Annotated in this window: 16 protein-coding genes and 1 riboswitch; of the genes, 9 read left to right on the plus strand and 7 right to left on the minus strand. The window is 60.7% G+C overall.

The features are described 5' to 3' along the window. Positions 1–9: 9 nt before the first annotated feature. The gene (locus EI969_RS04340; RefSeq protein WP_160386088.1) at positions 10–843 is read right to left on the minus strand and encodes an EamA family transporter; all 834 of its coding nucleotides are present in this window, start codon (positions 841–843) and stop codon (positions 10–12) included. A 279-nt stretch (positions 844–1122) separates the two neighbouring features. Between EI969_RS04340 and EI969_RS04345 the strand changes: the two genes are divergently transcribed. Continuing rightward, positions 1123–2292 carry an MFS transporter gene (locus tag EI969_RS04345; protein WP_160386089.1) on the plus strand — a complete coding sequence of 390 codons (1170 nt, stop codon included), beginning with the start codon at positions 1123–1125 and terminating at the stop codon, positions 2290–2292. Here the strand turns inward: EI969_RS04345 and EI969_RS04350 are convergent. After that, the gene (locus EI969_RS04350) at positions 2247–3158 is read right to left on the minus strand and encodes a LysR family transcriptional regulator (RefSeq protein ID WP_160386090.1); all 912 of its coding nucleotides are present in this window, start codon (positions 3156–3158) and stop codon (positions 2247–2249) included. The two genes, EI969_RS04345 and EI969_RS04350, sit on opposite strands and share 46 nt — an antisense overlap. A 91-nt stretch (positions 3159–3249) precedes the next feature. On the opposite strand from EI969_RS04350, the gene EI969_RS04355 reads away from it, so the two are divergent. Both EI969_RS04355 and EI969_RS04360 read left to right on the plus strand, forming a co-directional pair. After that, a complete protein-coding gene (locus tag EI969_RS04355) occupies positions 3250–3663 on the plus strand; it encodes a VOC family protein (RefSeq protein WP_160386091.1) in 414 nt (137 codons plus the stop codon). Between the two features lie 38 nt (positions 3664–3701). Then, a complete protein-coding gene (locus tag EI969_RS04360) occupies positions 3702–4991 on the plus strand; it encodes a cation:dicarboxylate symporter family transporter (protein ID WP_256678224.1) in 1290 nt (429 codons plus the stop codon). Positions 4992–4993: 2 nt separating this feature from the next. Here EI969_RS04360 and EI969_RS04365 read toward each other — a convergent pair whose 3' ends face one another. Then, the gene (locus EI969_RS04365; RefSeq protein ID WP_160386092.1) at positions 4994–5890 is read right to left on the minus strand and encodes a formate/nitrite transporter family protein; all 897 of its coding nucleotides are present in this window, start codon (positions 5888–5890) and stop codon (positions 4994–4996) included. Positions 5891–6067: 177 nt separating this feature from the next. Beyond that, a complete protein-coding gene (locus EI969_RS04370; protein WP_102699934.1) occupies positions 6068–6472 on the minus strand; it encodes an acyl-CoA thioesterase in 405 nt (134 codons plus the stop codon). Positions 6473–6670: 198 nt separating this feature from the next. Then, positions 6671–6770, plus strand: a riboswitch (S-adenosyl-L-homocysteine riboswitch). A gap of 23 nt (positions 6771–6793) precedes the next feature. Here EI969_RS04370 and ahcY point away from each other — a divergent pair. The 4 genes from ahcY (at position 6794) to EI969_RS04390 (ending at position 12313) form a co-directional block, all read left to right on the plus strand. Then, the gene (gene ahcY, locus EI969_RS04375; RefSeq protein ID WP_160386093.1) at positions 6794–8203 is read left to right on the plus strand and encodes an adenosylhomocysteinase; all 1410 of its coding nucleotides are present in this window, start codon (positions 6794–6796) and stop codon (positions 8201–8203) included. Positions 8204–8386: 183 nt separating this feature from the next. Then, positions 8387–9232 (plus strand): methylenetetrahydrofolate reductase [NAD(P)H], encoded by an 846-nt coding sequence (metF, locus tag EI969_RS04380; protein WP_110660518.1) that lies wholly within the window; start codon positions 8387–8389, stop codon positions 9230–9232. Between the two features lie 171 nt (positions 9233–9403). Then, the gene (locus EI969_RS04385) at positions 9404–10219 is read left to right on the plus strand and encodes an ABC transporter substrate-binding protein (RefSeq protein ID WP_160386094.1); all 816 of its coding nucleotides are present in this window, start codon (positions 9404–9406) and stop codon (positions 10217–10219) included. A 222-nt stretch (positions 10220–10441) separates the two neighbouring features. Beyond that, complete coding sequence (locus tag EI969_RS04390; RefSeq protein WP_160386095.1) at positions 10442–12313, plus strand: DEAD/DEAH box helicase; 1872 nt, start codon at positions 10442–10444, stop codon at positions 12311–12313. A gap of 161 nt (positions 12314–12474) precedes the next feature. Here the strand turns inward: EI969_RS04390 and EI969_RS04395 are convergent, their stop codons facing one another. The 3 genes from EI969_RS04395 to EI969_RS04405 form a co-directional block, all read right to left on the minus strand. Beyond that, positions 12475–13068 (minus strand): YceI family protein, encoded by a 594-nt coding sequence (locus EI969_RS04395; RefSeq protein WP_160386096.1) that lies wholly within the window; start codon positions 13066–13068, stop codon positions 12475–12477. 32 nt (positions 13069–13100) lie between these two features. Then, complete coding sequence (locus EI969_RS04400) at positions 13101–13652, minus strand: cytochrome b (RefSeq protein WP_160386097.1); 552 nt, start codon at positions 13650–13652, stop codon at positions 13101–13103. A 262-nt stretch (positions 13653–13914) separates the two neighbouring features. Continuing rightward, positions 13915–15669: a flavin monoamine oxidase family protein gene (locus EI969_RS04405; protein ID WP_160386098.1), complete on the minus strand. Its 1755-nt coding sequence runs from the start codon at positions 15667–15669 to the stop codon at positions 13915–13917. 223 nt (positions 15670–15892) lie between these two features. Here EI969_RS04405 and EI969_RS04410 point away from each other — a divergent pair, with 223 nt between their 5' ends. Together EI969_RS04410 and EI969_RS04415 are read left to right on the plus strand one after the other, a co-directional pair. Next, positions 15893–17299 carry an adenosylmethionine--8-amino-7-oxononanoate transaminase gene (locus tag EI969_RS04410; RefSeq protein ID WP_160386099.1) on the plus strand — a complete coding sequence of 469 codons (1407 nt, stop codon included), beginning with the start codon at positions 15893–15895 and terminating at the stop codon, positions 17297–17299. A gap of 151 nt (positions 17300–17450) precedes the next feature. Further along, a complete protein-coding gene (locus tag EI969_RS04415; protein WP_160386100.1) occupies positions 17451–18170 on the plus strand; it encodes a 16S rRNA (uracil(1498)-N(3))-methyltransferase in 720 nt (239 codons plus the stop codon). The last annotated feature ends 89 nt before the right edge of the window (positions 18171–18259 follow it).

Here is an 18259-nt window from a genome sequence, read left to right on the forward strand (position 1 = left end):
CGACGGTGATCAAAATTTCATCACCAGTATGCCGATCATCACAAGGCTACAGGCGAGTAGCCGCGGTCCGCCAAACGGTTCTTTCAGGTAACGCATGCCGAACAGCACCACCAGGATCACACTGATCTCGCGCAACGCGGCGGCCTCGGCAATCGAGCCCATCTGCATCGCCCACAGCACCAGAGCGTAGCTGAACAACACGCAGAACCCGACCGCCAGGCCCAGCCGCCACTGTTCACGCCAGAACAACTTGAATGCCGGACGCTTGCGTACCCAGGCCAGCAACGGAAACGGCCAGGCGCTCAGCAACGTGACCCAGACCAGGTAATCCAGCGGATGGGACCAGCGCCGCAACGCCTGACCGTCGATGTAGGTGTAGCTACCGATGCACAGGCCGATCAACGCCACCACCGGCAACATCGACCACGGCAACCGTGCACCGCCGCCACCCTGCCAGAGCAGGCACAGCATGCCGAACGGGATCAGCAGGATGCCGAAAATCTGCTGATGGGTCAGTACCTCCCCGGCAAAGATCAGCGTCAGTGCCAGCACCACCAACGGTGACAGACCGCGCATCAGCGGATAAACCAACCCGAGGTCGCCGACCCGATAGGCCTGTATCAGCAAATAGCGATAGAGCAGCTCGAACGCCGCCGATGCCAGGATCCACGGCCAGATCTCCAGTGGCGGCATGCTCAGGAACGGCAGCATCAGCGCGACAAAGAGCAGCGCCACGCTGTCCATGCAGGCCACCACCAACAGCCGCTCCGCACTGAATTTGATCAGGGTATTCCACGCCGCATGCAACAGCGCCGCCACCAACACCAACGCCGTCGCAAACACGGCACACTCCTTATTTTGTCCCGCCCCTCTGTAGGAACCGGCTTGCTGGCGATGGCGACCTTAAGAACGCCATCGCCGGCAAGCCGGCTCCCACAAAGGCGATAGAGAATTGATTCGCCATATGTCAGTGGCTGTTTATACTGCAAGCGACCACGCCGCACTCAGTTGCGCACAGACTAATTCCAATAAAAATTCTGCCCGGCCCGCTCTCATCGAGTACGGTCGTCGGCCTGCGTATGCCTGATCACAGCGTCAAGACTACCGACAGAGACCTTGCGCATGCCACTCGCCTTGCTTGCCCTCGCTGTTGCCGCTTTCGGCATCGGCACCACTGAATTCGTCATCATGGGCCTGCTGCCCGACGTCGCCCGCGACCTCGGCGTGAGCATTCCCGATGCCGGGCTGCTGATCACCGGCTATGCCCTGGGCGTGGTGTTCGGCGCACCGGTCCTCGCCGTCGGCACCGCCAACATGCCGCGCAAGGCCACGCTGCTGGGCATGACGCTGATGTTCATCCTCGGCAACATACTCTGCGCCCTGGCGCCGAACTACGCGACGCTGATGGCCGCGCGAGTGATCACCGCGCTGTGCCACGGCGCATTTTTCGGCATCGGCTCGGTGGTCGCCGCCGGGTTGGTCGCACCGAACAAACGCGCCCAGGCGATTGCCATGATGTTCACCGGCCTGACCCTGGCCAACGTGCTCGGCGTGCCACTGGGCACCGCGCTCGGGCAATACGCCGGTTGGCGCTCGACCTTCTGGGCGGTGTCGGTGATCGGTGTGCTGGCGGCCATTGCGCAGTGGGTCTGGCTGCCGAAAAACATCGCGATGGACAAAGCCAACCTGGCCAGCGAGTTCAAGGTGCTGGGCAAGGCCAACGTACTGTTGGCCCTGGGCATGAGTGTGCTGGCCTCAACCAGCCTGTTCAGCGTGTTTACCTACATCGCGCCGATCCTGCAGGACATCACCGGCGTCAGCCCCCACGGCGTCACCCTCATGCTGTTGTTGTTCGGCGTTGGCTTGACCGCCGGCAGCATGCTCGGTGGTCGTCTGGCGGACAGCCGCTTGCTGCCTTCGCTGGTGGGCATGGCGCTGGCGGTGCTGGTGGTGCTGGCGGCATTCACGCAAACCAGTCATTCGGCAATCCCGGCGGCGATCACACTGGTGCTGTGGGGGACGTTCGCCTTCGCCCTGTGCCCGATCCTGCAACTGCTGATCATCGATCAGGCCCATGAAGCGCCGAACCTCGGCTCGACCCTGAACCAGAGCGCGTTCAACCTCGGCAACGCGGCCGGGGCATGGATTGGTGGATTAGTGGTGGCCAGCGGCGCCGACCTGGCGGATCTGCCGTGGACGGGTGCGTTGGTCGGCGGGCTCACGGTGTTGACTGCGCTGTACTTCATCTACCGGCAACGTCGGGGCGCGGTTGCGGTCAATGTGTCCGGCTGATTGGGTTGTGGGTCGCAGAGCAATTCGAGCAGATGCCGCATCGCCAACGGGCGGTGCGGCGTCGAGCCGTACATCACCACCAGTTCCCGCGAATAACGCTGCCCATCCCCTACCGGCAATACACACATCCCGTCCAACGCCATTCCGGCCCATTGCGGCACCAGCGATACCCCCATCCCCTGCGTGACCAACATGACGATGGTCTCCAACGCATCCAGCTCACAGAGTACATCGGGCTCGATCGCCTGTTCATCGAGATATCGCTGAGCAATTTTTCCGCCCCATGAGCGCGCGTCGTAACGAATGAACGGGCCTACGCGTAGCAGCGTTTCCAGCGACTGGCCGGCGTGTGTGGCCGGGGCAACCAGAATCAATGGCTCCACCCTCAACACTGTCAGCGCCAAAGCCTTCGGTGGTTGAAACGGCGGCCTGACCAGAATCGCCGCGTCCAGTTCTCCTGTCAGTACTTTCTCGTAAAGGCTTTTTGAATCACCCGGCGTGATCTTCAGTTTCAGCGCCGGCGCCGATAACGCCAATCGCTCGATCAGCCCCGGCAACACACCCGTCAGCGCCGTCGAAATCGCGCCGATCTTCACTTCTCCCGTCAGAGCATCGTGGTGCATATCGTTTTGCAGCGCCTGCGTCTGTTCGATGATCGCCCTGATTTGCGGCAGCACCAGCAGACATTGATCCGAGGGTCGTGCGCTATGCGCGGTGCGCAGCAACAAGGCATAACCGAGCGATCGCTCGAGCGCCTGAACCCGCTGACTGATCGCCGCCGCCGTGCGGTTTTCGCGGCGCGCGGCAGCAGCAATCGAACCGGTTTCAACTACGGCGATCAGGCTTTGAAGAAAGCGCACATCCATAAGTTTTCCTTTCGCTCAGAACAAGGCGAAGCCGTTTTGCTCCGTCGCACGGCCTGTTTACCCTGAGTGCTCCTTCACGCAGGACTATCACATGAACAGACCTTTTCACGCTGCATACCATGTTTGCGACCTGGAACAGGCGCGGGATTTTTATCGAGATGTGTTGGGCTGCACTGAGGGCCGCCGCTCAGAGACTTGGGTCGACTTCGAATTTTTCGGCAATCAGATCTCATTGCACCTGGGTACACCGTTCGCCACCACTCGCACCGGGCAAGTTGGCGAGCACAAGGTATTGATGCCGCACATCGGTGTCGTGCTGCCGTTGGAAGAATGGCTGACATTGGCCGACCGCCTGACAGGCCTAGGCACCGTTTTCGAAATCCCGCCGGTGATCCGTTTTGCTGGCGAACCCGGCGAGCAACGCACGATGTTCTTCCTCGACCCCAGCGGCAACCCGATCGAAGTCAAAGGATTCAAAGACTTCAGCGGCCTGTTCGCGCACTGATTCCAACCCCAACAAACACAACAAAAAAGGGGCACACCATGAGCACAAAAAATCCCACCAGCCTTGTCACGCGCATCATGATCGGGCTCGCCGCCGGGATCATCGTCGGCATCCTTCTCAACCAGTTTCCCGAACACAAGACGTGGTTCATCGACAATCTGCTGCAACCGGCAGGGGATCTGTTTATCAGGCTGATGAAAATGATCGTCGTACCGCTGGTCTTTGCCTGCATGGTCGTCGGTATTGCCGGCGCTGGCAGTACCAAAGCGCTGGGTCGGGTCGGGATAAAGACGCTGGTGTATTTCTTCACAATCACTAGCATTGCCATCGTTTTCGGGCTGATCGTCGGCAACGTATTCCAGCCCGGCGCTGGCGCGGACTTCAGCAGCACCTTGCAAGCCCCCGTCACCGGCCTCGCTTCCACGGGCGAAACACAGAACCTGGGCCGAACCTTGGTCAACATCGCTCCCGACAACATCGTACTGGCCATGTCTCAAGGCAAACTGCTGTCAGTGCTGTTTTTCGCCATTCTGTTCGGCTGCGCCTTGTCAATGCTGCCCGAGCAGCAGAAGGCGCCTCTGATCGCTGTGATGCAGGCGATTTCAGACACCATGTTCAAGGTCACTCACCTGGTCATGCACTATTCGCCGATCGGCATTTTCGGCCTGATCGGCGTAACCGTGGCCAGCTTCGGTCTTAATGCCTTGCTACCACTGGCTAAGCTGATTGGCATCACTTATGTGGCGGTGTTGGTGTTCGCACTGTGCGTGTTGGGGGTGGTGGCGCGAATGGCCGGAATCCACTTTTTCCACCTGATTCGGGAAATACGCAGTGAACTGCTGTTGGCGTACAGCAGCGCCGCATCGGCCACAGTGATGCCGCAGCTGATCGAGAAAATGGAGCGCTATGGGGCACCGCGCCCGATTACCAGCATGGTGATTCCGTTGGGTTACTCGTTCAATCTGGATGGCGCATCACTGTTCGCAGGGTTGGGCACGCTGTTCATCGCCCAGGCTTACGGCATCGACCTCGGCCTGGCTGATCAGGCAATGCTCGTATTGATCATGGTCTTGACGTCAAAAGGCGCGGCCGGTGTGCCGGGTTTCATGTTCATTATCCTGACGGCAACACTCACCGCTGCCGGATTGCCGGTGGAAGGTGTGGCGATCATTGCCGGCGTCTACCGCTTGATGGACATGCCGGTCACCGCGCTCAATGTGCTGGGTAATGCGCTGGCACCATTGGTCATCGCGCGCTGGGAAGGCCAGCTCAAGGCGCCGCAAAGCGAACCGTCAGCAGAATCGGCCAGCCCGCCACTCAAGGCCTGAAACTATTTTCCCTTGCTGCCCGAGTCATCCTCGCGGGGTGCGCCGGAGTCTGGTTTATCAGCCTTCGGCGGACCGCTCTCGCTGCGAATCTGCGCATGGCTGATCAGCGCGAAAATAAAACTGCCACCGATGATGTTCCCCGCCAGCGTCGGCGCGGCGAACACCAGCCAGAAATCACTCCACGGCAACTCACCGGCAAACACCAGATACGAGACCTCCAGCGAACCGACCACGATGTGAGTGAAGTCCCCCAGCGCCATGAGGTAGGTGATGAGGATGATGATCCACATCTTGGCGCTCTCCATGGACGGAATCATCCAGACCATGGTGGCGATCATCCACCCGGAAACGATGCCCTTGGCGAACATCTGGCTGGCATGGTTTTCCATGACCTTGCGGCCGATATCGAGGAAGGCGACGTCGGTCTTGCTGTCGAAAATCGGCAGCTCCAGCATCACGTACGCCACCAGCAAGGTGCCGCAGAGGTTGCCGATCAGCACCACCGTCCATAGCCGCAGCAGACGGCCGAAATTGGTCAGCGTCGGTTTGGTCATCACCGGCAGGACAGCCGTCAGGGTGTTTTCGGTGAACAGTTGCTGGCGGGCCAGGATCACCGCGAGAAAACCGGCGCAGTAACCGAAGCTGGCAATGACCTTGAATCCTTCGCCGTCCGGCAGACGCGAATTGAGCAATCCCATGCCCATCAGCGACAGGCCCATGGTCAACCCCGCCGCCAGCGCCGACCACCACAACGCCGCAATGCTGCGCTCCAGTTCCTGGTCGCCTTGAGCGCGAATGATCTCGTGCAATACCGCGGCGCGGGGCGGCTGGTTCTTTTCGACTTCGTGCTCTTCTTGCGCCGAAAGGTTCGGGGTCTTGCCGTCGTGTGCCGAGTTCATGGGATGCGCAACCGGTGGCGGGCTATTTAGCTACGACACTGCGGGGGTCACGACTGTTCATTCGTTGGAATGAAACCGCCTCTGTAGGAGCCGGCTTGCCGGCGATGGGTTCACCTTGGTTTTCGTGGTGTCGCCAATTGCGCTATCGCTGGCAAGCCAGCTCCCACAGGGCTCGCATTACGAGCCGGCGTCATCGTCCTGGAACTGGTCCTTGACGTACTTGATCTCGGTCCGGCCATGAGGTGCCGGCAGGCCGTCTTCACCGAGGTTCACGAAGACCATTTTCTCAACGGTGAGGATGCTCTTGCGGGTGATCTTGTTGCGCACTTCGCACGTCAGGGTGATCGAGGTGCGGCCGAACTCGGTGGCGGTGATGCCCAGTTCGATGATGTCGCCCTGGCGCGAGGCGCTGACGAAGTTGATTTCGGAAATGTACTTGGTCACTACACGCTGGTTGCCCAACTGGACGATGGCATAGATCGCCGCCTCTTCGTCGATCCAGCGCAGCAGGCTGCCGCCGAACAACGTGCCGTTGGGGTTGAGGTCTTCGGGTTTTACCCATTTACGGGTGTGGAAATTCATATTCACTCCTGAGCGTCTTGCCGAATGATGCTGACCATCATGGCAGAGCCCGACCCAGAGCTCTATTGGGCATCGACTATGGTCTCGATTACCGTTCGGACATTGACTGACAGAAACGCTTTGGAAGATCAGCATAGCCCGCTATAATCGCCACCGTTTCAAAACGGTCATCATCACTTGATACCGTTTTCCCGCCACCTGTCCGAGGGGCGCTGCAGCAGGCTAGACCTGTCAGGCTCGGATGGGGCGTTGCCTGGCCTTAGGCCAGACACTAAACGCACAACGGCGCCCATTCGCATACATTACGAATGGAGGCTCTTCATGAGCGCTGTTATCACGCCTGCAGATTTTAACGATTACAAAGTCGCCGACATGTCCCTGGCTGCCTGGGGCCGTCGCGAAACCATCATCGCCGAATCCGAAATGCCGGCACTGATGGGCCTGCGCAACAAGTACTCCGCCGAGCAACCGCTCAAGGGCGCGAAGATCCTCGGCTGCATCCACATGACCATTCAGACCGCCGTGCTGATCGAAACCCTGGTTGCCCTGGGTGCCGAAGTACGCTGGTCGTCCTGCAATATTTTCTCGACTCAGGACCAGGCTGCCGCTGCCATCGCCGCTGCCGGCATCCCGGTTTTCGCCTGGAAAGGTGAAACCGAAGAAGAGTACGAGTGGTGCCTGGAGCAAACCATCCTGAAAGATGGCGCGCCTTGGGATGCCAACATGATCCTCGACGACGGCGGCGACCTGACCGAGCTGCTGCACAAGAAGTACCCAGCCGTTCTGGAACGCGTCCACGGCGTGACCGAAGAAACCACCACCGGCGTGCACCGCCTGCTGGACATGCTGGCCAAGGGCGAGCTGAAAATCCCGGCCATCAACGTCAACGACTCCGTAACCAAGAGCAAGAACGACAACAAGTACGGCTGCCGTCACAGCCTGAACGATGCGATCAAGCGCGGCACCGACCACCTGCTGTCCGGCAAGCAAGCGCTGGTGATCGGCTACGGTGACGTGGGCAAGGGTTCCGCCCAGTCCCTGCGTCAGGAAGGCATGATCGTCAAGGTCTCCGAAGTCGACCCGATCTGCGCCATGCAAGCCTGCATGGACGGTTTCGAAGTGGTATCGCCGTTCATCGACGGTATCAACAACGGTACTGAAGCAAGCATCGACAAGGCACTGCTGGGCAAGATCGACCTGATCGTGACCACCACCGGCAACGTCAATGTTTGCGATTCGAACATGCTCAAGGCCCTGAAGAAGCGCGCTGTTGTCTGCAACATCGGCCACTTCGACAACGAAATCGACACCGCTTTCATGCGCAAGAACTGGGCATGGGAAGAAGTGAAGCCACAGGTGCACAAGATCCACCGCACCGGCGCTGGTGATTTCGACCCTCAGAACGACGACTACCTGATCCTGCTGGCCGAAGGCCGTCTGGTTAACCTGGGCAACGCCACCGGCCACCCGAGCCGCATCATGGACGGCTCGTTCGCCAACCAGGTTCTGGCTCAGATCTTCCTGTTCGGCCAGAAGTACGCCGACCTGTCGCCAGCCCAGAAGGCCGAGCGCCTGACCGTTGAAGTACTGCCAAAGAAACTCGACGAAGAAGTGGCCCTGGAAATGGTCCGTGGCTTCGGCGGCGTTGTGACTCAACTGACCAAGACCCAGGCCGACTACATCGGTGTGACCGTCGAAGGTCCGTTCAAGCCGCACGCTTACCGCTACTGATCCGCTGATCGGCAATAGCGGTGTTCTGATACACCGCGTTGCCTGCATCGCCAGCAAGCCGGCTCCTACAAGTGAGAAGTCGTACGCAACATGACGGTACGACGTAAATCCTGTAGGAGCCGGCTTGCTGGCGAATGCGGACAAACCGGCCCCTCAGGCTTACGCGTTTCAAAGGGTATGACCATGTCCCAAGATCGTCGCTACAGCTTCGAATTCTTCCCTACGAAGACCGATGCTGGGCATGAAAAGCTGCTCGCCACTGCCCGCCAGCTGGCTACCTACAACCCCGATTTCTTTTCCTGCACCTACGGCGCCGGCGGTTCGACCCGTGATCGCACGCTGAACACCGTGTTGCAGCTCGAAAGCGAAGTCAAAATCCCCGCCGCTCCGCACCTGTCCTGCGTGGGCGACAGCAAGGACGACCTGCGCGGCCTGCTGGCCCAGTACAAGGCTGCCGGCATCAAGCGCATCGTTGCCCTGCGCGGTGACCTGCCTTCGGGCATGGGCATGGCCAGTGGCGAAATGCGCCACGCCAACGACCTGGTGGAATTCATTCGTGAAGAAACCGGCGATCATTTCCACATCGAAGTCGCCGCCTACCCGGAAATGCATCCGCAAGCGCGCAACTTCGAAGACGATGTCGCCAACTTCGTGCGCAAGGCCAACGCCGGCGCCGACAGTGCGATCACCCAGTACTTCTTCAACGCCGACTGCTACTTCTACTTCGTGGAACGCGTACGGGCGCTGGGCGTGAACATTCCGATCGTGCCGGGCATCATGCCGATCACCAACTACAGCAAGCTCGCGCGCTTTTCCGATGCCTGCGGTGCGGAAATCCCGCGCTGGATCCGCAAGCAACTGGAAGCCTACGGCGACGACACTCAGAGCATTCAACGCTTTGGCGAACAAGTCATCACCGAGATGTGCGAACAACTGCTGCAGGGCGGCGCTCCAGGGCTGCACTTCTACACGCTGAACCAGGCTGAAGCGAGCCTGGCGGTGTGGAATAACCTGAAGCTGCCTCGCTAAAAGTCGTCGACGCAAGACCAGAAGATCGCAGCCTTCGGCAGCTCCTGTAGGAACTGTCGTACGCTGCGATCTTTTGCTTTCAACGCACTGATAATGTGCGGCAATCCACGGACTTAGAGCATCTGCGGTCAGTTTCTGGCTCTTTGCGGCTTCTCGTCGTAATCTCAGCCCATGCCTTTGATCACGCAGTTAATCACCCTGCTTGTCTTCACTTGCCTGAGCTTCGCCGCCCGGGGCGAGAAGTTGCGCATTGTCACGGAGCCGTGGGCGCCATATGTGTACGAAGTCAACGGTAAATCACTGGGCCTGGACTACGAAACCACCGCCATTGTCTTCAAGCGCCTGGGCATCGAAGTGGAGTGGCAGTTCCTCCCATGGAAACGCTGCCTGTCGATGCTTGAAACCGGGCAGGCGGATGGCGCGCTGGACATTTTTCACAGCGATGAGCGTGATGCGACCCTGCTCTACCCCAGCGAACCGCTGTCTGAAGTGCAGTTCGTGATGTTCTACGCCAATGACCGGCCCCATCCGTTTCGCACCCTCGATGACCTGCGCGGCCTGACCATCGGCACCTCGCCGGGTTACCTGTACAGCAAGGACTTCAGCGATTCGACGCTGTTCACCCGCGAGCCGGCCCCCACCCATGAGGCCAACTTCGGCAAACTGGTGCGCGGGCGCATTGACCTGTTGATTACCGACCGCCGGGTCGGCCAGCATTTGCTCGATGAACTGGGCATCCGCGACAAGATCACCGAAAACCCCACGATCATCAGCCAGCAAAGCCAGTTTCTCGCGGTGCGGCGCAATGCGGGCATGGATCTGCTGGTGCAGCGCTTCGGCGCCGAACTCAAGCGTTTCAAGCGCGAGCCCGCCTACGCTGAACTGAGCGCGCGCTACGGTGCCGAACCGGGCGCCAGCGTCAAGACTGACAAGACCACGGCCGCCACGGAAAAAACCGTTGAGCAGCAGGAAAGCGGCGCACAGTGATTGCTCTGTTATACTCCGGCCTTCCCGCCAGGCTCACGCCCGGACGCCCGGAATCGTTAAAGGCATCTCAACCCCGCTACTGCGCAGCTTTCAGCCCGCGCGAGCGCTTGCAGGCGAGCCTTCGAGACCCGGCAGGACCGGACGGGATTGCGTCCTCTTAAACGCGATTCGCGCCAGGCAAGACTCCCATTGGGCCAAGCCCTAACTAGAACAGGATTACTCATGTCCTTTGCTTCCCTCGGTCTCTCCGAGGCTTTAGTCCGCGCCATCGAGGCGGCGGGCTATACCGAGCCTACTCCGGTGCAACAGCGGGCCATTCCCGCCGTGTTGCAAGGTCGCGACCTGATGGTCGCGGCACAGACAGGTACTGGTAAAACCGGCGGTTTCGCCCTTCCGATCCTGGAGCGGTTGTTCCCCAACGGTCACCCGGACAAATCCCAGCGTCACGGCCCGCGCCAACCGCGCGTGCTGGTCCTGACCCCGACTCGCGAACTCGCAGCGCAAGTGCATGAAAGCTTCAAGGTCTATGCCCGTGACCTGAAGTTCGTCAGCGCCTGCATCTTCGGTGGCGTTGGCATGAACCCGCAGGTTCAGGCCATGTCCCGCGGCGTAGACGTGCTGGTGGCCTGCCCTGGCCGCCTGCTCGACCTGGCCGGCCAAGGCAGCGTCGACCTGTCCCACGTGGAAATCCTCGTGCTGGACGAAGCCGACCGCATGCTCGACATGGGTTTTGTCCATGACGTGAAGAAAGTGCTGGCGCGTCTGCCGGCCAAACGCCAGAACCTGTTGTTCTCGGCGACCTTCTCCAAGGACATCACCGACCTCGCCGGCAAACTGCTGCACAACCCGGAACGCATCGAAGTCACGCCGCCGAACACCACGGTCGAGCGCATCGAGCAGCGCGTATTCCGCCTGCCGGCCAGCCACAAGCGTGCCTTGCTGGCCCACCTGATCACCGCTGGCGCCTGGGAACAGGTGCTGGTGTTCACCCGCACCAAGCACGGCGCCAACCGTCTGGCCGAGTACCTGGACAAACACGGCCTGAGCGCCGTCGCGATCCATGGCAACAAGAGCCAGAACGCCCGCACCAAAGCCCTGGCCGACTTCAAGGCCGGCACCGTGCGCATCCTGGTGGCCACCGACATCGCCGCCCGCGGCCTGGACATCGACCAGTTGCCACACGTGGTCAACTTCGAACTGCCGAACGTCGATGAAGACTACGTGCACCGTATCGGCCGTACCGGCCGTGCCGGTCGTTCGGGCGAGGCGATCTCGCTGGTGGCCCCGGACGAAGAAAAACTGCTGAAAAGCATCGAACGCATGACCAAGCAGAAAATCGCCGACGGCGACCTGATGGGCTTCGATGCCAGCACCATCGAAGCGGAAAAACCTGAAGTTCGCGAGCGTCCGGACATGCGCAACCCGCGCAATCCACGTGGCCCGCGCGGCGACGGTCCGAATGGCGGTGGCGGCGGTAGCGGTCGCAAGGACAAAGGCAAGGACAAGGGCAAGGAAAAACCCGCCGGCGAACGCGGCGAGCGCCCTGCCCGCCAGCAGAAGCCACGCGAAGGCACCCCGGCCCGCGAACAGCGTCAGCCAAGCCAGCCGCCACGCGCTGCTGCTGACCGTGCTCCGGACGAGTTCCTGGACGACGATGTCGATAACTTCGGTAACCGCGTCGACTACGTCCCGCAGCAGAAACCAGCCCAGGGCCGTGGCCGTCGTCCGGGTGCTCCGGCACAAGGCACGGCTGCAGGCTCGGGCGCACCACGTGGCGGCAAACCACAGGGTCGCCAGAACGGTCCACGCAACAGCGATGGTGCCACCACCGGTACGCCACCCGCCAAGCGCAGCGGCCCTCGCAGTGGCGCACCGCGCGACGGCCAGGCCCGCCGCGAAGACTCGCGCAATCGCCGTCCGGCCCGCGACGAGCAGCCTCGTTCGGAACCGGCTGTGCAGAACCCGCGTGGTCCCGCGCCGAAGATCATGCACAAGGAGTCGAAGGCTGACCGCTTCCCGACACCTGAGCAGCTGGATCAACTGCCAAGCCGTCCTCGTGGTGAAAAACCAGCGCTGCTGACCCGCAATCGCTGAGTTATCGCCGCAATGAAAAATGCCCCGGCTCGAAAGAGTCGGGGCATTTTTTTATGGCGAAAAACCTGTGGGAGCCGGCTTGCTGGCGATTGGGGCAACTCGGTTTCTGCCGTGTCTCGGAAGACGCCATCGCCAGCAAGCCGGCTCCTACGGTCTTAACATTATTTCGCTTTGACACCTTCAAACGTAATGTACAGGTCGACTGCGTCGGACTGTGGACCCAGGTCCATCATCTTGCCGAAATCGGAACGCTTGATGCTGGTGGTGCCCTCGAAGCCAGCACGGTAGCCGCCCCATGGATCCTTGCCTTCACCCAGGAAGGTGGCCTTGACCACGACCGGCTTGGTTACGCCAGCAATCGTCAGGTCACCGGCCACGTCGGCAGTGACTTTACCGTCGGCGTTTTTGCCGGTGGTTTTAACGCTGGTGGACTTGAAGGTAGCCTTGGGGAAATCAGCCACTTTCAGGAAATCTTTGCTGGAAATGTGCTTGTCACGTTCGGCGTTGTTGGTGAAAACGCTGGCGGTGTTCACGTTGAACTCGATCTTGCTGTCTTCGGGCTTGGCAGCGTCGAAGCTGAACTTGCCGTCGATGTCCTTGAAGGTACCGGTGATGTAGCTGTAGCCCAGGTGGCTGATCTTGAAGTCGACGAAGGCGTGCTGGCCTTCCTTGTCGACGGTGTAGTCAGCCGCCATCACGTTGGCAGACAGAACAGCAGAACCGATTGCCAGAGCGGCGAGAGTCTTTTTCAACATGCTTTGTTTTCCTTGGGAGTCGAGGTTGAACTTCAGGCTTTGCGACCCAGCATTCGCTTGAGGGTCACATCACGGTCGATAAAGTGATGCTTCAATGCTGCCAACGCATGGAGGCCGGAAAAAATTACCAGCGCCCATGCCAGGTAGAGATGAATCGCACCGGCGTTATCTGCCTGGTCCGGTAGTCCGGAAATCACGGCAGGTACTTCAAACCAGTCGAACAGCGGAATCCCGGCACCTTCTGCGGTGGAAATCAGGTAACCGGCAATCATCACGGCGAACAGACAGAGATACAGAAAGACATGGCCGAATTTCGCGCCCAGACGCGTCATGCGGCTGTAGCTGGTCAAGGTCGGCGGCGGCGGGCTGACCAAACGCCACAACACCCGCAGCACCATGACACCCAGCAGGATCAAGCCAATGCTCTTGTGCAGATCCGGCCCTGCCTTGCGCCACGGGTCGTAGTAACCCAAGTCGACCATCCACAGCCCAAGGGCGAACAAACCGAACACGGCCAGAGCCACGCCCCAGTGCATGAAGATGCTGACCCAGCCATAGCGGGAGGTAGAGTTACGTAGCTGCATTGCCCAGATCCCTGTAAGTGCTGGCCCAAGACTATCGAGTTATCTATCGAATTAAAGCGGAAAATTTTGCTTTGAAATATCGAGAAATACGATCAAGAGTCTGAAACAGGCGAGTTAAGAAAAGATTAACGGCCAATGTGTGTACAAAAATGTAGCCCAATTCAATAACACTTCCCGCAGAAGGTTTATTCGATTGTGAACCCGGATTTCTGCGGGCATAAAAAAACGCGGCATTTCTGCCGCGTTTTTTTGATCCCAGGGCTTACTGCGCCTTGGTAACCGTTGCCGGGGTTGCAGCAGCTTTGGCCACTGGCTTCTTCGCCGGTTCAGCTTTCTTGGCGGGAGCTTTGGCCGGGGCTTTTTTCGTCTCTGTCTTGGCAGCCGGTTTCGCCGGAGCCTTCTTGGCCGGCTCGGCTTTTACCGGTGCCGCAGGCTTCGGTGCTTCCACCGGGGTCGGTGCAGCGGCCGGAGCCGGGGCGGGTGCCGGAGTTGGCGGTGCAACCGGCTCAGGGGCCTTGACCGGCTCTGGCTTCTTCTCGTCGTCGGATCCGCCGAACAGGTTGCTGAAGAAATTGCCTTTCTTCGCCGCCACCGCACCAGCGCCCGCCGCTGCGGCGGCCGCGCCCACTTTCGCAGGCTCGAACGACTTGCCCGCCGCCAGGTCTTCAACCTGGCTGGCGGCACGCTGGCCGGTGCGCAGCGCGCCTTCCAGGGTACCCGGGTACAGGGTGTCGGTGTGTTCGCCAGCGAAGGTCACGCGCTGGATCGGGCGTTCCCACAGGCGCCAGAATTTGCTGATCTGCCCCGGACCGAAGGCCAGATAGGCACCACCAGTCGACGGGTCGGTGCTGTAGCGACGGATTTCATAGCCGGTGAACGAACCGCGAGCCTGCGGATAGAACGCATGCAGACGGATCAACACCTGATCGACCATCTGCTTGTCGCCGAACGCCTGCATCACCCGCGCGTTGTCGCCGGACAGGTTGATCACCACGTTGGCACCGCCCTTCAGGGCAGGCTCGATCCACAACATGCCCAGGCCGGTGTTGCTGTAGATCTCGCCGGACATGCGCGCCTTGCTTTCCCACACCGGCGTCTTGAACTTGAGCATGATCTGGTCGCGCCAGCCGTAGTTGGTACCCTTGATCGCCGCCAGGTGCTGAGCGTCCAGCGCCGGGGTCATCTGGATCTTGTTCAGGGCGCGCAGTGGCACGGCCAGCACGACGTAGTCCGCCTGATAACCGACGCTGTCGACTTTGACGATCACGCCGTCCTTGTCCTGAATGATCGCCGAGACCGGGGCATTGGTCTTGATGACTTTCAACTGTTTGACCAGGGCCTGGGCCAGCACCTGGCTGCCACCGACCAGGCGCGAAGCGCGCAGGTCACGATCGGAGACGCCACGGTAGACGCGGCTTTGCTGCGCGAAGTACAGCAGCGACAAGCGCGAAGGTTCATCGTAGCGGGTACGGATCTGCTGGTTGATCAACTGACGAGCGGTGGCCGGCAGGTTCTGCTTGTCGAGCCAGCTCGACACGTTGATCTGGTCCAGCGCGTGCAGCGTGTTGTTGGCGGCCGGGTTCAGCGGGTCGTCGATCGAGCGCGCCAGATCGTCCACGGTCTTGTCGAATCGCTTGAGCGCCTCGGCGGTGGCTGGCTGCTTGGTCGCCAGGTCGGCGGCGGAGAAAAACTCGCCATCGATCAGGTAGCCTGGGCTTCGCACGAACTCAGGGGCCGGCGTGGTGCTCAGCTTGAAGTTCGATACGTACTTGTTCAGCACCGGCTGGGTCTTGTCGTTGCCGATCCACTCGCTGGTGGCCATGCCGGAACGGCCGCCCAGGCTCGAGCGCGCTTCCAGCAAGGTGACCTGCCAGCCCTTGTTCTGCAGTTCGTACGCGGCCGTCAGGCCCGACAGGCCGCCGCCGATCACGATCGCGGTTTTATCCTTGGCCAGCGCAGATACGCTGAACAGCCCCAACATCACCAGCGCACAGGCGCGCAGCCAACCGACAGACATTCAGCGAACTCCGGAATCACACGAGGAAAACAGCAGTTTTTACGAGCCAGACGGCTCAAGAACCGCGAAGGATACGTCAGCCTTCAAACACCCGCCAGCAACGTCTATCGGCCCGGGCAAAGTAGCTGATTCGACACAATGGGTTGTCCCCGTGGCACGCATTGCATAGGCTTGCGCGATTGTTTGTCCGCGCTGGTCACGGACCGCCTCCAGGAGAGTGAAAATGGGCCTGAATAATCAGTGGATGCAACGCGATCTCGCCGTGCTGTGGCATCCCTGCACCCAGATGAAAGATCACGAACAACTGCCGCTGATCCCGATCAAGCGCGGGGAAGGCGTGTGGCTGGAAGATTTCGAAGGCAAACGCTACCTCGACGCGGTCAGCTCCTGGTGGGTCAATGTGTTCGGGCACGCCAACCCGCGGATCAACCAGCGCATCAAGGATCAGGTCGATCAGCTTGAACATGTGATCCTCGCCGGTTTCAGTCATCAGCCGGTGATCGAGCTGTCCGAACGGCTGGTGAAGATGACGCCGGAAGGCCTGACCCGGTGCTTCTACGCCGATAACGGTTCGTCCTGCATCGAAGTCGCGCTGAAAATGAGCTTTCACTACTGGCTCAACCGCGGTCAACCGAACAAGAAGCGCTTCGTCACCCTGACCAACAGCTACCACGGCGAAACCATGGCGGCGATGTCGGTGGGCGACGTGCCGCTGTTCACCGAGACCTACAAAGCGCTGTTGCTGGACACCATCAAGGTGCCGAGCCCGGATTGCTACCTGCGCCCCGAGGGCATGAGCTGGGAAGAGCACTCGCGCAACATGTTCGCGGCCATGGAGCAGACCCTCGCGGAAAACCACGACACGGTCGCGGCGGTGATCGTCGAGCCGCTGATCCAGGGCGCCGGTGGCATGCGCATGTATCACCCGGTGTACCTCAAGCTGCTGCGCGAAGCCTGCGACCGCTACGGCGTGCACCTGATCCACGATGAAATCGCCGTCGGCTTCGGTCGCACCGGGACGATGTTCGCCTGTGAACAGGCTGGCATCCGCCCGGACTTCCTGTGCCTGTCCAAGGCCCTGACCGGCGGTTATCTGCCACTGGCGGCGTGCCTGACCACCGACGAAGTCTACAGCGCCTTCTACGACGACTACCCGACCCTGCGCGCCTTCCTGCACTCGCACAGCTACACCGGCAACCCGCTGGCGTGCGCGGCGGCACTGGCGACCCTGGACATCTTCGAAGAAGACAACGTCATCGAGAACAACAAGGCCCTGGCGCAGCGCATGGCTTCGTCTACCGCGCATCTGGTCGATCACCCGAATGTTTCGGAAGTGCGCCAGACCGGCATGGTGCTGGCCATCGAGATGGTCAAGGACAAGGCCGGCAAAGAGGCCTATGCATGGCAGGAGCGTCGCGGCCTGAAGGTGTTCCAGCATGCCCTGGAGCGCGGTGCTTTACTGCGTCCGTTGGGTAGCGTGGTGTATTTCCTGCCGCCCTATGTGATCACCCCGGAGCAGATCGACTTCCTTGCCGAAGTGGCCAGCGAAGGGATCGACATTGCCACCCGCGACAGCGTCAGCGTGGCGGTGCCGAAGGACTTCCATCCGGGGTTCCGTGATCCGGGCTGATTGAGTTCACCTAAGCTTCAGCGGTGAGCGGACTGCCGTCATCGCGGGCAAGCCCGCTCCCACAGGATTGATGTAGTCCATGTGGGAGCGGGCTTGCCCGCGATGAAGTCGACACCGATTCAAATGATCAACACCCTTCCTGAGATCCCGCATGAGACTGTCCCGCTTCTTCATCGACGCCCCCCTGAGCACCGGCGAGCACGAGCTGCCCGAAGCCCAAGCCCACTACATCAGCCGCGTGCTGCGCATGGCCGAGGGCGATGCGTTGCAACTGTTCGACGGCTCGGGCCAGGAGTTTCGCGCCCGGCTGGTCGAAGTCGGCAAAAAGCGCGTGGTGGTGCAGATCGATGAAAGCTTCGCCGGGCAGATCGAGTCGCCGCTGCAGATCCATCTCGGCCAGGGCCTGTCCCGTGGCGAGCGCATGGACTGGGCGATTCAGAAAGCCACGGAACTGGGCGTCACTGAAATCACCCCGATCTTCACCGAGCGCTGCGAAGTCCGGCTCAAGGACGAACGCGCCGACAAACGCCTGCTGCACTGGCGCCAGGTGGCGATCAGCGCTTGCGAGCAATGCGGGCGTTCACGGGTACCGGTGATACATCCGCCACTGTTGCTGGCTGACTGGTTGAAGCAGACGCAGGCTGAGTTGAAGCTGGTACTGCACCCGGTGGCCGAGCCGCTGGTGAGCCATGCCAAGCCTGCAACGCTGGCATTCCTGATTGGCCCGGAGGGTGGTTTGTCCGATGCCGAAGTCGATCAGGCCAAGTCCGGCGGCTTCCACGCCGCCCGCCTCGGCCCTCGGGTATTGCGCACCGAGACCGCGCCGGTAGTGGCGTTGGCGGTGGCCCAGCAGCTTTGGGGTGATTTCTAGGCCGCCATCGCTGGCAAGCCAGCTCCCACAGGTATCGGGTTGCCGCCAACACCGTGACCGACATCAATCCTGTAGGAGCCGGCTTGCTG

Source organism: Pseudomonas sp. PB101 (genome assembly GCF_009764265.1).
Taxonomy (GTDB): domain Bacteria; phylum Pseudomonadota; class Gammaproteobacteria; order Pseudomonadales; family Pseudomonadaceae; genus Aquipseudomonas.